The sequence below is a fragment of the Streptomyces naganishii JCM 4654 genome (assembly GCF_014650575.1).
In the GTDB taxonomy this organism is placed as follows: domain Bacteria; phylum Actinomycetota; class Actinomycetes; order Streptomycetales; family Streptomycetaceae; genus Streptomyces; species Streptomyces naganishii.
Window position 1 is genome coordinate 462,756 of sequence record NZ_BMVF01000003.1, and the last position, 13,476, is coordinate 476,231.

The following is a 13,476-nucleotide window of genomic DNA, read 5'->3' on the forward strand; positions in this document are numbered from 1 at the left end:
CTGCCACTGACAATTGGCGGTGCGTCAGAACCGGCGCCCCCGGCTCGCGGTCCCGGCGCTCGCTGTGGTGGGCCGGGCCGAGTACGATCCGCCCAACACGCGCACGAGCTGGGAGGACGGACGGTGGGGCGGCTGACCGGCGGGGATCCCTCGCTGCTGCGAAGGATCAATTCCGCGGTGGTGCTGCACGCGCTGCGTGCCACGGACTGCGCGACGCTCACGGAGATCACCCGGGTCACCGGACTGTCCCGGCCGACCGTCGAGGGAGTCGTCGAGGACCTCATCGAAGCCGGCCTCGTCGTCGAACAGGCCGCCGAGGAGGGCGCCGCCCGCCGCCAGGGACGCCCGGCGCGGCGGTTCCGGTTCCGGGCCGAGGCGGGGCACCTGCTCGGGCTGGAGATCGGCGCGCACCGGGTCGCCGCGCTGCTGGCCGACCTCGACGGCAAGGTGCTCGGGGCGCAGGCCAGGGAGGTCGACGAGACGGCCGGCGCGGACGAGCGCCTGGAGCGGCTGCGCTCCGCGGTGGCCGAGCTGCTGCGCAGGGCCGGTGTCGCGCGCGGCTCACTGCGGGCCGTGGGCGTGGGTACGCCGGGGATCGTGCAGGCGGACGGCGTCGTACGGCTGGGCACCGCGCTGCCGGGGTGGACCGGGCTGCATCTGGGCGAGCGGCTGAGCCGTTCCTTCAAGTGCCCTGTGCTGGTGGAGAACGACGCCAACGCCGCCGCGGTCGCCGAGCACTGGAAGGGCGCCGCCACCGAGTCGGACGACGTGGTCTTCGTGCTGGCCGGGCTGAGTCCGGGCGCCGGTTCGCTGATCGGCGGGCGGCTGCACCGCGGGTTCGGCGGGGCCGCCGGAGAGATCGGGGCGCTGCACCTGCTGGGCCGGGAGGCGACGCCCGAGACACTGCTGTCGACCACGGACCAGCCGCTGCACCCGCTGGACGAGCAGGCGGTGGCCGAGGTCTTCGCGCTGGCCCGGAAGGGCGACCGGCGTGCCCGCGCGGCGGAGGACCGCTTCATCCAGCGGCTCGTGCACGACGTGGCGGCGCTGGCACTGGCGCTGGACCCGGAGCTGGTGGTGATCGGCGGCTGGGCGGCCGGTCTGGACGGCGTCCTCGAGCCGCTGCGGCGCGAACTGGCCCGCTACTGCCTGCGGCCTCCGCAGGTGACCCTCTCGATGCTCGGTGAGGCGGCCGTGGCGACGGGTGCGCTGCGGCTGGCTCTCGACCACGTCGAGGAGCAGTTGTTCGCGGTGGAGGGCACGGTGACGGCCCGGCGCTGAGCGCGCCGGGCCGGGGGCGTTGGGCCGCCGTCAGGACGCCTGACGCTCGGGCCGGGCCGGGCCGCCCTCAGGAGGCCTGGCGCTCGGGTCCGTGGTGGATTTCCACGCCGCCCGAGTCGCCGAAGGTGAGCCGGCAGGTGTCCGCGCGGTAGGTGGCGACGGACAGGGCGGCGATGCACGACCCGGCGGTGAAGCGGGTGGTGACGACCAGGACGGGGGCGCCGGGCAGCCGGTCCAGCTCCTTGGCGTCGTCCGCGCGGGCGGAGCCCAGTTCGACGGCGCGCTCCTGGCCGTCGAGTTCGAGTCGCTGGAGTTCGCGCAGCACGGCACGCGCGCGTGCCGGTCCGGAGGGGGCGTCGATCGCGCTGAGTTCGGGAACGGACGAGGCCGGGATGTAGAGCAGCTCCGCCGCGACCGGCTGGCCGTGGCTGACGCGGGAACGGCGCACGGTGTGCACGGGCTCGTCGCGGCCCGTACCCAGGGCGTCGGCGACGCTCGCGGGCGGTACGTCCAGCGCGCAGTCCACGGGCTGCCAGGCGTCGCCGGCGGCGCCCGGCCAGGCATGCTGCTCGGTGCCCACGGCCACACCCACGCGGGGCGGCGCGACGGTGGTGCCGACGCCGCGGCGGCGCTGGAGCCTGCCTTCCAGCTCCAGCTGCTCCAGGGCCTGGCGGAGCGTGGCGCGGGCCACGCCGAACCGGGCGGCCAGCTCCCGCTCGTTGGGCAGGATCTCGCCCACCGAGAACTCGGAGTCCAGTGCCTCACTGAGCACGGTCTTCAGATGCCAGTACTTGGGCTCCGGCACCGTTTCCAGCTGCGTGGTCCCCACCCTGTCCTCCGCGATCGCCCTGGTCCGGCGGCGTTTTAGCGCCCTTGTTTATTAAAGGTTGTTGTACTTATCAGCGACCATAGGGCGGCCCCCACCCTTGGTCAAGACCAATCCTCGAATGCCCGGTCACTCCACAGGCGCCTGCCACGCGGCGTTCACGAGGCGTTCGCACGAGGCGGGCCGCGCGGTGAGGCAGGCGGTCGGGCAGGCGGTGTGCGGAGGTTGTGCGGCGGGGCGTGGAGCGCGCGGCTCAGGACGCGGCGAGGGACGTCAGCTTGTCCGGGTTGCGGATGATGTAGACGGCCTGGACGCGCCCGTCGGCGACGTCGAGCTGGAAGACGCTGTCGGGCAGGCCCGCGGAGAGGACCAGCAGGGCGGGGCCGCCGTTGAGTTCCAGGATGCGGACGGAGGGGTCCGCGACGCCCTTGCGCACCGCGCCCACGAGGAAGCGGCCCACCTTGTCGGCGGTGCTCAGGATCCGCAGCGGCGCCTTGGCCTTGCCGCCGCTGTCGCCCACCAGGCGGACGTCGGGCGCCAGCAGTGCCATCAGGCCCTCCAGGTCGCCGTTCGCGGCGGCGGCGAGGAACCGCTCGGTCAGGTCGCGCCGCTGGGCGGGGTCGACCTCGTAGCGCGGCCGCCGCTCCTCGACGTGCCGGCGGGCGCGTCCGGCCAGCTGGCGCACCGCCGGTTCGCCCCGCTCCAGCATGGCGGCGATCTCGGCGTACGGGTAGCCGAAGGCCTCCCTGAGCACGAACACGGCGCGCTCCAGCGGGGAGAGCGACTCCAGGACGACGAGCACCGCCAGGGACACCGAGTCGGCGAGCACGGCCTGCTCCGCCGCGTCCGCGACGGTGCCGGCGACATCGGTGACCAGGGGTTCGGGCAGCCACGGGCCGACGTAGGACTCTCCGCGCGCCTTGATCTGGCGCAGCCTGTCGATGGCCAGCCGGGTGGTGATGCGCACCAGGTACGCCCGCGGCTCGCGGACGGCGTCGTGGTCGGCGCGCGACCAGCGCAGCCAGGCGTCCTGCACCACGTCCTCCGCGTCCGCCACCCGCCCCAGCATGCGGTAGGCGACGCCCATGAGGACGGGTCGGTGCTCCTCGAAGAGGTCGGTCTTCATCCCGGTGGTCACCGGTCCATCCCAGCCCACGGACCCGGGAGGTGTCCAGACGGAACGTCACACCGGGGGCTACCGGTGGGTAGTAATTGCTGACAAGCTGTCTACCCGGCGTCCGTCAGCGATCCCCCGACGAGGAGCACCATGTCCGCCACCGTCTCCTTCAAGGTCCCCACCCCGCACGGCCCGCGGACCGTGACCCTGTCCTACGCGCGCGTGGGCAGCGGTGAACCGCTGCTCCTGCTGCACGGCATCGGTCACCACCGCCAGGCCTGGGACCCGGTGGTCCATCTGCTGGCGGCCGAGCGGGACGTGATCGCCGTCGACCTGCCGGGCTTCGGCGACTCGCCCGCGCTGCCCGACGGGCTTCGCCACGACCTGCCCACGATGAACGCGGCGCTCGGCGCGCTGTGCGAGGCCGTGGGGATCGAGCGGCCGCACGTGGCGGGCAACTCCCTGGGCGGACTGCTGGCCCTGGAGCTGGGCCGGGAGAAGCTCGTACGGTCCGTCACGGCCCTGTCCCCCGCCGGGTTCTGGTCGCAGGCCGAGCGGCGGTACGCCTTCGGGGTGCTCCAGGCGATGCGGGCGATCGCCCGGCGCACGCCGCTGCCGCTGGTCGAGCGGCTGTCGCGCTCCGCGGCCGGCCGGACCGTGCTGACCAGCACCATCTACGCCCGCCCGGGCCGACGCCCACCCGAGGCCGTGGTCGCCGAGACGCTCGCCCTCGCGCAGGCCACCGGGTTCGAGGAGACGCTCCGCGCGGGCATCGACGTGCTGTTCACCGACGACGTCTCCGGCATCCCCGTCACGGTGGCCTGGGGCACCCAGGACCGGCTGCTGGTGCGCAGGCAGGGGGTCAGGGCCAAGCAGATCATCCCTCACGCGCGTCTCGTGCGGCTGCCCGGCTGCGGGCACGTCCCGATGAACGACGACCCGGCCCTCGTCGCACGCGTCATCCTCGACGGCAGCCGCTGACCACCCGCCGACCCACGCGGGTTGGGCGACTGCGGCCACCGACGACCGGATGGCCCGCGCGGGCCCGCTGACGGCAACCACTGATTGCCGTGCCCCCGCGCGGGCGCGCTCATGGCGGCCGCCGACCCCCCTTCGGCCCGCGCGGGCCCGCTGACGGCAGCCGCCGACGAACGGATGGCCCGCACGGGTGGGTCAAAGGGTGACCACAGGCCGCCACTCGCCCCGCGCGGGTGGTCGTAGGTGACCCGCCAGCCGCCGACTGCCGGATGGCCCGCTCGCATGCGTCGATGGCAGCCGCCGTGCCCTTCCGCCCCATGCGGGCGCGCTGATGGCGGCCCATGACCGCCCTTTGCCCCGCGCGGGCGCGTTGATGGGGGGCAGCCGCCTTCCCCTTCTCCCCGCGCGGGGAGGTCGAAGGTGGCCACCGGCCGCCGCTCGCCCCGCGCGGGCGCATTGACGGCGGCCGACGACCACCCGTCGTCCCGCGCGGGCGCGTCGACGGCAGCCACTGATCGCGATCCGCCCCGCGCGGGTGTGTCGATGGTGGCCGATGACCGCCCTTCGGCCCGCGCGGGTGCGTCAAAGGTGACCGGGTTGAGGGCAGCCGTCGGTCGGCGGCCGGGGCGGGTGAGGGTGCCGGAGCCTGTGGCGACTCCGGCGCAGACCAGGGCGCTGCCCAGGGCCTGGGCGGTGCCGTAGGAACCCGTGCCGGTCAGGGGGGCGGTGCAGGCGGCCGCGACCGGGATCAGTCCCGAGAACAAGGTGGCGCGCTCGGCGCCGATCCGCTGCATGCCCATGTACCAGCACACGAAGCCGATCACGGTGACGACGGCCGCCTGCCACAGCAGCGCGGCGGCCTCACCGGCGGCGGGCCACCGCAGCCAGCCGGCGCCGTCGAGGACCATGCCGGTGAGTGCCGCCTCCAGCGCCGCCGCCCCGCACACCACCGTCGCCAGCAGCCGCGGCCCCAGCGGGCGCAGTACGGGAACGGCGAGGACCGCGAAGCCGACCTCGCCGGCCAGCGCGCAGACGGAGAAGGCGAGTCCGGCGCCGTCGGTGCGGCCCCAGCCCTGCACGGCGCAGGCCCCCGCCGCCACCAGGAGCGCCCCGTACAGGACGGTCCGCTGCGGACGCCGGCCCTGAGCGAGGGGCACGAGGACCGCGACCACCACGGGGGCGCAGCCCACGAGGACCCCCGGCACGGCGGGCTCGGCGGTGCGCTCGGCGGCCAGGACCGCCAGGTTGAAGCCGACCATGCCGACCGCCGCGAGCAGCGCGACGCGGGCCCACAGGCGGGGCGTGAGCCGCCGCAGCCGGGCGGCGGCGTCCCGCCGGGCCGACGGGTTCCGCGCCACGAGCGGCAGGAGCAGCAGCCAGGCGAGGCCGTAGCGCAGGAACTGGCCGCCGGCGTACGGGTAGTGGCCGAGGACGCTGTTGGCGGTGAAGGATCCTCCGACGAGGACGCAGGCGAGCGCGGCGAGCAGGGCCCCGCGCGAGGTGGTCGCGTTCATGGTGGCGACGCTAGGGAGCGCGGCGGCCCGGTTTAAGGTCCACTTTCATGACGTCATCGGGGACCAATCGGGGCGAGCCGGCGGCCCGTCCGGCCGGAACGACCGGCGCCGCCGCCTGGGAACTGCTGCTGCCTGCCGCCTCGGCGCCGGCCCGCGCGCGCGGGCGCGCGCTGCAGGCGGCCCTGCGTGAGGCGGTCCGCTCGGGGCGGCTCGCGCCGGGCACACGGCTGCCCTCCAGCCGGGACCTCGCGGCGGACCTCGGCGTCTCGCGCGGGCTGGTCACCGAGGCCTACGAGCAGTTGACGGCGGAGGGCTATCTGCGCACCGGCCGGGGTGCGGGCACGTGGGTGGGCGGTGCGGTCCGGGCCGCACGCACGCGCGCGCGTGACCTCGCCCCGCGCTCCCTCGACTCCCGCGCGGACTTCGTGCCCGGCACGCCCGACCTGTCGCTGTTCCCGCGGGCCGCCTGGGGCGCGGCGCACCGGTCCGTCCTGGCGGACCTGGCACACCACGACCTCGGCTACCCCGACCCGCGCGGGCTGCCCCGGCTGCGCACCGCGCTCGCCGCACTGCTCGCACGGCGCCGGGGCGTGGTGGCCGACCCGGAGCGGATCGTCGTCGTCTCCGGGGTGGCCCAGGCCAGTACCCTGCTCGGCTCCGTGCTGCACGCGCGCGGGATACGCGCCGTGGGCGTCGAGGACCCCGGCAGCCCACAGCACGGCGAGTTGTACGGCGCGGCGGGCGTCGGCACCGTCCCGCTCCCCCTGGACGACGAGGGCCCGGCCATCGGCCCGCTGCGCCGCTCGGGCGTACGCGCCCTGGTGACGACCCCGGCCCACCAGTTCCCCACCGGCATGGCCTGTTCCGCGCGCCGCCGCGCCGAACTGCTCGACTGGGCGCGGCAGGTGGACGGCTTCGTCTTCGAGGACGACTACGACGGAGACTTCCGCTACGACCGTGCCCCGGTCGGCGCTCTCCAGGGGCTCGACCCGGAACGCGTCGTCTACGCCGGCTCCGTCAGCAAGTCGCTGGCCCCCGGACTGCGGCTGGGCTGGCTGCTCGTGCCGGACTCGCTGGCCGGCGAGGTGGTCGAGCGCAAGCGGACCATGGACCTCGGCCATCCCGCCCTCGACCAGGCGCTGTTCGCCCGCTTCGTCGAACGGGGCGACTACGACCGCCAGTTGCGCCGCTGCCAGCGTGCCTACCGGGAACGCCGTGACGTGCTCGCCGCCGCCCTGGAGGAGCACTTCCCCGGCGCCCGCCTCTCGGGCATCGCGGCCGGCCTGCACCTGATCGCGCACCTGCCCGCGCGGTACGGGCCCGAGGAGCGGTTCCTCGCCCGCATGACCGGCGCGGGAGTCGCGGTGCGCACCCTGAACGCGTACCGGCACGCGCGTACCGCCGACGGGGACGGCGGCGCGGCAGGCGGCGGCACTGCGGGCGGGGACGGCGGCGTACGGCTGGTGCTGGGGTACGCGCATCTGCCGCCCGCGCGGATCCGCGCGGGGGTGCGGCTGATGGCCGAGGCGGCGCGCGACTGAGCGCGCGACTGACGGTCCCCCTTTGAAAAAGCAACAAAAGGGATGGATCCACGCTTTACGATCGGTCACAAACCGTTCGTGATCACGCAACACGCTTCCTTCACAGTGGCTGCATGACTCCAGACATGTCTGATGTGACCCGTGCGAAGCACGGACGCCCGGTGCACCACTGGCGCCGGGACGCGGTGGAACTGGCCGCGCTGTTCACGGCCGTCGCGGTGGCGGACGGGGTGGCCAATCTGATCGGGCACGGGCCCGACGGTCCGGCCCTGCTGGTGATCTCGGCGCTGGCGCTGGTGGCCACGGCGGCGTTCCACACCTGGTGGGCACGGCGCCACGGTCACGCACCACCGCCCGCGGACGATACCGGCGCCCGGCCGGCCGGGACGGGCACGCTGTGGCGGATGCGGACGACGGTGCGCGACGAACCGGGCTCGCTGGCCTCGCTGTGCGCGGCGCTGGCCGGCCGGCACGTCGACATCCTGAGCCTCCAGACGCATCCGCTGGCCGAGGGGACGGTGGACGAGTTCCTGCTGCGGGCCCCCGCCGAGCTGGAGGCGTCCGCGATCACCCGGGCGGTGTCGCTGGCGGGCGGGGACGGCACCTGGATCGAGCGGGCGGACGCGCACGACCTGGTGGACGTGCCGACCCGGGTGCTGGGCCTGGCCGCGCGCACGGCGGTGGACGCGGCGGAACTGCCTCTGGCCCTGCGGCAGTTGCTGGGCCGGTGCACGATCCGTTCGCTGCCCGCCCGGCCGGCCGGCGGCGGCCCCGGTCCGCAGCCGGTGCCCTCCGACGGGGTGCTCGAGGACACGGTGATGCGGCTGCGGGCGCCCGAGGGCGGGGTGATCACGGTGGAGCGGCCGTATCTGCCGTTCACGCCCACCGAGTTCGCGCGGGCCCGCGCGCTGGTGGAACTGGACGCCCGGCTGGGCCCGCGCATCCCGCGCGGCCAGGACGTACTGACCCTGCCCGAGGGCAACGCGATCACCGTGCGCAGGGCCGACACCGGTGACCTCGCGGCGGCCCGGCGGATGCACGAGCGGTGCTCGGCGCGCACGCTGAGCATGCGCTACCACGGGCCGGTCGGTGACGCCGACCGCTATCTGAACCACCTGCTCAGCCCGCGGTTCGGCCGGACGCTGGCCGCGCAGTCCGCCTCGGGACGGATCATCGGCCTCGGCCACCTGCTGTGGGACGGCGACGAGACCGAGGTCGCCCTGCTCGTCGAGGACGAGTGGCAGCACCGGGGCATCGGCGGGGAGCTGCTGGGACGGCTGGTCGCGATGGCCGCGGAGGCGGGCTGCGCGAGCGTGTACGCGGTGACGCGGGCGTCGAACACCGGGATGGTCGCCGCGATGCGCGGCCTCGGCCTCCCGCTCGACTACCAGATCGAGGAGGGCACCCTGGTGATCACGGCCCGGCTGGACGCGGCCCCGGCGCCCGCGCGTGCGCCGTACGACGCCCGCCAGGAGGCGCACCACCGCGCGGCCGGCCTGCGGGACTGAACCGGACGCACGACCTGCGGCCCGGCGCGGTAGGCCGGGCCGCAGTCCGTGTGCGGCGTGTTGCCCGGGCCGTAGGCCGTGTGCGGCCTGTTGCCCGGGCCGGCGGTCAGATCATCGCCTCGTGCAGCCCCTTCACCTCGGCCGCCCGGGGCCGCCCCGCGAGCGCCTGGTCGAGGTCCGCCCACAGGTCCTCGACGTCCTCCAGGCCCACCGACATCCGCAGCAGCCGGTCGCTGACGCCGGCGCCGCGCCGGTCGTCCGCGTCGACGATGCGGTGGCTGATGGAGGCAGGGTGCTGTATCAGCGTGTCGACGCTGCCGAGGCTCACCGCCGGGGTGATCAGCCGCACTCCGCCGATGACCTCGTGCGGGTCGCCGTGCACCTCGAAGGCGACCATCGCCCCGCCGATGCGCGGGTAGTGCACGCGGGCGACGCGCGGGTCGGCCGCGAGCCGGGCGGCCAGTTCCGCGGCGGTGGCGGAGGCGGCCCGCACCCGCACCGGAAGCGTGGACAGGCCGCGCAGCAGCAGGTAGCCGGCCAGCGGGTGGAGCACGCCGCCGGTGGCGAACCGCACCTGCCGCAGCTTCCCGGCGAACTCCTCGTCGCAGGCGACCACGCCCGCCATCACGTCCCCGTGCCCGCCCAGGTACTTGGTGGCGCTGTGCAGCACCAGCCGCGCCCCCTGCTCGGCCGGGCGCTGGAGCACCGGGGTCGCGAAGGTGTTGTCCGCGAGCAGCGGCACGGAGCCGCAGGCGTGGGCGACGGCCCGCAGGTCGACCTCGGCGAGGGTCGGGTTGGCCGGGGACTCCACCATGACCAGTCCGGTGTCCGGGCGCAGCGCGTCCGCGATCCCGGCCGGGTCGGTCCAGGTCACCTCGGTGCCGAGCAGTCCCGCGGTCAGCAGGTGGTCGCTGCAGCCGTAGAGGGGGCGTACGGCGACGACGTGGCGCAGGCCGGTGGCGGCGCGGGCGAGGAGGACCGCGCTGAGCGCGGCCATGCCGCTGGCGAACGCGACCGCGGACTCGGTGCCCTCCAGCCGGGCCAGGGCGGTCTCGAAGCGGGCGACGGTGGGGTTGCCGAGCCGGGCGTAGACCGGGGTGCCCTCCAGTTCCGCGCCGTCGGCGGCGAAGGCGTCGATGCGGGCGGCCTCGGCGCGGCTGTCGTAGGAGGGGTAGGTGGTGGACAGGTCGATCGGCGGGGCGTGCAGTCCCTGCCGGGCGAGGTCGTCGCGGCCGGCGTGCACGGCCTCGGTGGCCAGTGCTCGGGGGGCGGTGCGTACGTCGTCGTACGCGGACGGGCTCACTGCGTCCAAGGGCGTGTCCATGGCGGAAGGGTGAACAGCGGCCGGGTCACCGGGGTGGAAGTCCGTGCTACGTTCGAGCCATGGCCGAATCCGTCGTACTGGATCCGGTCGATCTGCATCTGCTGCGGCTGCTGCAGAACGACGCCCGGACCACCTACCGCGACCTCGCCGCGCAGGTCGGGGTGGCGCCGTCGACCTGTCTGGACCGGGTGACGAGGCTGCGCCGCTCCGGCGTGATCCTCGGCCACCAGTTGCGCCTTGACCCCGCCAAGCTGGGCCGCGGTCTGGAGGCGCTGCTGTCGGTGCAGGTCAGGCCGCACCGCAGGGAGCTGGTGGGGCCGTTCGTGGAGCGGATCCGGGCGCTGCCGGAGTCTCGGACGGTGTTCCATCTGACCGGGCCGGACGACTACCTGGTGCATGTGGCGGTCGCGGACATGGCGGATCTGCAGCGGCTGGTGCTGGACGAGTTCACGTCACGCAAGGAGGTCGCGCGGGTCGAGACCCGGCTGATCTTCCAGCAGTGGGACTGCGGTCCGCTGCTGCCGCTGGGCGCCCCGGCGGGCACGCACCCGGCGAAGGCGGACGCGGCGCGGCACTGAGCGGCGTGAACGGGGCTGACGCGGGCCGTGTCCTCGTATGAGGATGGTGCGCATGTCTGAGACCAAGAGCCCGCTTCCCCGTCAGGTCGCCGACGCCTACGTCGACGAACTCATCGCCCTCGACCCGATCACCGGTACCTACCTCGGTGTGAAGGAGAGTTCGAGCAGGCTGCCCGACACCTCACCCGCGGGCCAGGAGGCGCTCGCGGAACTCGCCCGCACCACGCTGGCCCGGCTCGACGAGGCCGAGCGCCGGCCCGGCGCGGACAGTGACATCGAGCGCCGGTGCGCGCGCCTGCTGCGCGAGCGGCTCACCGCGGAGCTCGCCGTGCACGAGGCCGACGAGGGCCTGCGCGCGGTCAGCAACATCCACAGCCCCGTGCACTCCGTGCGCGACGTCTTCACCCTCACGCCCACGGACACCGACGAGGACTGGACCGCGGTCGCGGAGCGGCTGCGCGCGGTGCCGGCCGCGCTGCGCGGCTACCGCGAGTCCCTGGCCCTCGGCCTGGACCGCAAGCTGTACGGGGGCCCGCGCCCGACGGCCACCTTCGTCGAGCAGCTCACCGAGTGGTCGGACACCGACGGCCGGGGCCGCGGCTGGTTCGAGGACTTCGCCTCCGCCGGGCCCGAGGCGCTGCGCGCGGAGCTGGACGAGGCCGCCCGGGCGGCGACCGCGGCCGTGGTGGAGCTGCGGGACTGGATGCGCGACGTGTACGCGCCGACCGTCGAGGGCTCCCCGGACACCGTGGGCCGCGAGCGCTACGCCCGCTTCTCGCGGTACTTCAACGGTACGGACCTGGACCTGGACGAGGCGTACGCGTACGGCTGGTCGGAGTTCCACCGCCTGCTCGGCGAGATGAAGCAGGAGGCCGAGAAGGTGCTGCCCGGCGCGGCGACGCCGTGGGTGGCGCTCGCGCACCTCGACGAGCACGGCACGCACATCGAGGGCGTGGACGAGGTGCGCGACTGGCTCCAGGGGCTGATGGACGAGGCGATCGACGCGCTGGACGGGACGCACTTCGAACTCGCCGAGCGGGTGCGGAAGGTGGAGTCCCGGATCGCGCCGCCCGGGGGCGCCGCCGCGCCGTACTACACGGCGCCGTCCGCCGACTTCTCGCGCCCCGGCCGCACCTGGCTGCCCACCATGGGCCAGACCCGCTTCCCGGTGTACGACCTGGTGTCGACCTGGTACCACGAGGGCGTCCCGGGCCACCACCTCCAGCTCGCCCAGTGGGCGCACGTGGCGGAGAACCTCTCGCGCTACCAGGCGACGGTCGGCATCGTCAGCGCCAACGCGGAGGGCTGGGCCCTGTACGCGGAACGCCTGATGGACGAGCTGGGCTTCCTCACCGACCCGGAGCGGCGGCTGGGGTACCTGGACGCCCAGATGATGCGCGCGGTCCGCGTCATCATCGACATCGGCATGCACCTGGAGCTGGACATCCCGGCGGACTCGCCGTTCCACCCGGGTGAGCGGTGGACGCCGGAGCTGGCGCAGGAGTTCTTCGGCGCGCACAGCAGCCGTCCCCGGGACTTCGTTGCCAGCGAACTGATCCGCTACCTGTCGATGCCGGGCCAGGCGATCGGCTACAAGCTGGGCGAACGCGCCTGGCTCCTGGGCCGCGAGAAGGCCCGCGAGCGCCGCGGCGACGCCTTCGACGCGAAGTCCTGGCACATGGCCGCCCTCTCCCAGGGCTCCCTGGGCCTGGACGACCTGCTGGACGAGCTGTCGCAGCTGTGAGGCGCTGACCCCCGGGCGGGCGGCCCACCCGGACCGCCCGCCGAAGGGGCGTCTCAGCAGCCGCAGGGGGCGCCGGGCGCCGGCGCCGTCAGCGGATCGGCCGGGCGGGTCTCGGTGCCCTGCCAGGTCTCGTAGGCTAGGCCCTCGCGCACCCAGTACTCGAATCCGCCGAGCATCTCCTTGACCCGGTAGCCGAGTCCGGCGAGGGCGAGGGCTGCTCGGGTGGCGCCGTTGCAGCCGGGGCCCCAGCAGTAGGTGACGACCGGGATCGACTTGTCGACAAGGTTCTCGGCCTGCTCGCGGATCAGCGCGGTGGGCAGGTGGAGCGCGCCCGGGATGTGCCCCTGGTCCCACGCCTCGGTGGAGCGGGAGTCGAGCAGCACGAATCCGGGGTCGCCACCGGCGCCGAGCGCGGCGGCGACGTCGGAGACGTCCGCGTGGAAGGCGAGGCTCGCGCGGAAGTGGGCGGCGGCCTCGGCCGGGGGCGCGGGGGCGACGCGCAGCACGGGGTTGTCGTTTTCCATGACCCAGAACCTACGGTCGTGGAGCGCCGCGCTGAAGCGGTGATCCACGGCGCACCTCTTGATGGGCCGGGGAATCTGCTGCTATTCATCGCCCATGACCGCGTTTTCCCCGGACGCCACCGACTGGCGCATACTCGACGTCCTCCAGCGCGAGGGGCGGGCCAGCTTCGCCGAGCTGGCGCGCGCCGTCTCGATGTCCCCGAGCGCGGTCACCGAACGGGTGCGGCGGATGGAGGAGGCGGGCGTCATCGAGGGCTACGCGGCGGTGGTCGACCCGCAGCGGATCGGCCTGCCGATCCTGGCGTTCGTACGCCTGCGCTACCCCAACGGCAACTACAAGCCGTTCCACGACCTGGTCGCCGCCACGCCGGAGATCCTCGAGGCGCACCATGTGACGGGCGACGACTGCTTCGTCATCAAGGTCGCCGCCCGCTCGATGCGTCACCTGGAGGAGGTCTCCGGCCGGATCGGCGCCCTCGGCTCGGTGACGACGAGCGTGGTGTACTCCTCGCCCCTGCCCCGCCGCCCCCTGGGCCGCTGA

11 protein-coding genes and 1 pseudogene are annotated in these 13,476 nt (G+C 74.7%); 7 read left to right on the top strand and 5 right to left on the bottom strand.

The window, feature by feature from the left end; translation table 11 throughout:
• Window positions 1-123 precede the first annotated feature (123 nt).
• On the top strand, window positions 124-1,281 hold the full coding sequence (locus IE217_RS07480; protein WP_190176924.1) for an ROK family transcriptional regulator: 1,158 nt from the start codon (window positions 124-126) through the stop codon (window positions 1,279-1,281).
• 67 nt (window positions 1,282-1,348) lie between these two features.
• Here the strand turns inward: IE217_RS07480 and IE217_RS07485 are convergent, their stop codons facing one another.
• Together IE217_RS07485 and IE217_RS07490 are read right to left on the bottom strand one after the other, a co-directional pair.
• Complete coding sequence (locus IE217_RS07485) at window positions 1,349-2,110, bottom strand: GntR family transcriptional regulator (RefSeq protein ID WP_190176925.1); 762 nt, start codon at window positions 2,108-2,110, stop codon at window positions 1,349-1,351.
• Window positions 2,111-2,360: 250 nt separating this feature from the next.
• On the bottom strand, window positions 2,361-3,245 hold the full coding sequence (locus IE217_RS07490) for an RNA polymerase sigma-70 factor (RefSeq protein WP_190176926.1): 885 nt from the start codon (window positions 3,243-3,245) through the stop codon (window positions 2,361-2,363).
• Between the two features lie 129 nt (window positions 3,246-3,374).
• Here IE217_RS07490 and IE217_RS07495 point away from each other — a divergent pair, with 129 nt between their 5' ends.
• Window positions 3,375-4,205 carry an alpha/beta fold hydrolase gene (locus IE217_RS07495; protein ID WP_190176927.1) on the top strand — a complete coding sequence of 277 codons (831 nt, stop codon included), beginning with the start codon at window positions 3,375-3,377 and terminating at the stop codon, window positions 4,203-4,205.
• A 1,139-nt stretch (window positions 4,206-5,344) separates the two neighbouring features.
• Here the strand turns inward: IE217_RS07495 and IE217_RS35505 are convergent.
• Window positions 5,345-5,716 (bottom strand): annotated as a pseudogene (locus IE217_RS35505) (EamA family transporter); the annotation flags it as partial.
• A 47-nt stretch (window positions 5,717-5,763) separates the two neighbouring features.
• Between IE217_RS35505 and pdxR the strand changes: the two are divergent.
• On the top strand, window positions 5,764-7,257 hold the full coding sequence (gene pdxR / locus IE217_RS07505; RefSeq protein WP_190176928.1) for a MocR-like pyridoxine biosynthesis transcription factor PdxR: 1,494 nt from the start codon (window positions 5,764-5,766) through the stop codon (window positions 7,255-7,257).
• A 125-nt stretch (window positions 7,258-7,382) separates the two neighbouring features.
• The gene (locus tag IE217_RS07510) at window positions 7,383-8,765 is read left to right on the top strand and encodes a GNAT family N-acetyltransferase (RefSeq protein WP_190176929.1); all 1,383 of its coding nucleotides are present in this window, start codon (window positions 7,383-7,385) and stop codon (window positions 8,763-8,765) included.
• Between the two features lie 106 nt (window positions 8,766-8,871).
• On the opposite strand, the gene IE217_RS07515 is transcribed toward IE217_RS07510, so the two are convergent.
• A complete protein-coding gene (locus IE217_RS07515) occupies window positions 8,872-10,089 on the bottom strand; it encodes a trans-sulfuration enzyme family protein (protein WP_190176930.1) in 1,218 nt (405 codons plus the stop codon).
• A gap of 59 nt (window positions 10,090-10,148) precedes the next feature.
• On the opposite strand from IE217_RS07515, the gene IE217_RS07520 reads away from it, so the two are divergent.
• Both IE217_RS07520 and IE217_RS07525 read left to right on the top strand, forming a co-directional pair.
• Window positions 10,149-10,667: an Lrp/AsnC family transcriptional regulator gene (locus IE217_RS07520; RefSeq protein WP_190176931.1), complete on the top strand. Its 519-nt coding sequence runs from the start codon at window positions 10,149-10,151 to the stop codon at window positions 10,665-10,667.
• Window positions 10,668-10,719: 52 nt separating this feature from the next.
• On the top strand, window positions 10,720-12,411 hold the full coding sequence (locus IE217_RS07525) for a DUF885 domain-containing protein (RefSeq protein ID WP_190176932.1): 1,692 nt from the start codon (window positions 10,720-10,722) through the stop codon (window positions 12,409-12,411).
• Window positions 12,412-12,464: 53 nt separating this feature from the next.
• Here IE217_RS07525 and IE217_RS07530 read toward each other — a convergent pair whose 3' ends face one another.
• Window positions 12,465-12,935, bottom strand: coding sequence for a rhodanese-like domain-containing protein (locus tag IE217_RS07530; protein ID WP_190176933.1), 471 nt, complete (start codon window positions 12,933-12,935; stop codon window positions 12,465-12,467).
• Between the two features lie 94 nt (window positions 12,936-13,029).
• On the opposite strand from IE217_RS07530, the gene IE217_RS07535 reads away from it, so the two are divergent.
• A complete protein-coding gene (locus IE217_RS07535) occupies window positions 13,030-13,476 on the top strand; it encodes an Lrp/AsnC family transcriptional regulator (protein WP_190176934.1) in 447 nt (148 codons plus the stop codon).

Bases quoted from the DNA above. Each gene is read 5' to 3' on its own strand.
- IE217_RS07530 (WP_190176933.1), bottom strand. From the start codon at position 12,935: ATGGAAAACGACAACCCCGTGCTGCGCGTCGCCCCCGCGCCCCCGGCC.
- IE217_RS07535 (WP_190176934.1), top strand. From the start codon at position 13,030: ATGACCGCGTTTTCCCCGGACGCCACCGACTGGCGCATACTCGACGTC.
- pdxR (WP_190176928.1), top strand. From the start codon at position 5,764: ATGACGTCATCGGGGACCAATCGGGGCGAGCCGGCGGCCCGTCCGGCC.
- IE217_RS07510 (WP_190176929.1), top strand. From the start codon at position 7,383: ATGTCTGATGTGACCCGTGCGAAGCACGGACGCCCGGTGCACCACTGG.
- IE217_RS07520 (WP_190176931.1), top strand. From the start codon at position 10,149: ATGGCCGAATCCGTCGTACTGGATCCGGTCGATCTGCATCTGCTGCGG.
- IE217_RS07495 (WP_190176927.1), top strand. From the start codon at position 3,375: ATGTCCGCCACCGTCTCCTTCAAGGTCCCCACCCCGCACGGCCCGCGG.
- IE217_RS07525 (WP_190176932.1), top strand. From the start codon at position 10,720: ATGTCTGAGACCAAGAGCCCGCTTCCCCGTCAGGTCGCCGACGCCTAC.
- IE217_RS07515 (WP_190176930.1), bottom strand. From the start codon at position 10,089: ATGGACACGCCCTTGGACGCAGTGAGCCCGTCCGCGTACGACGACGTA.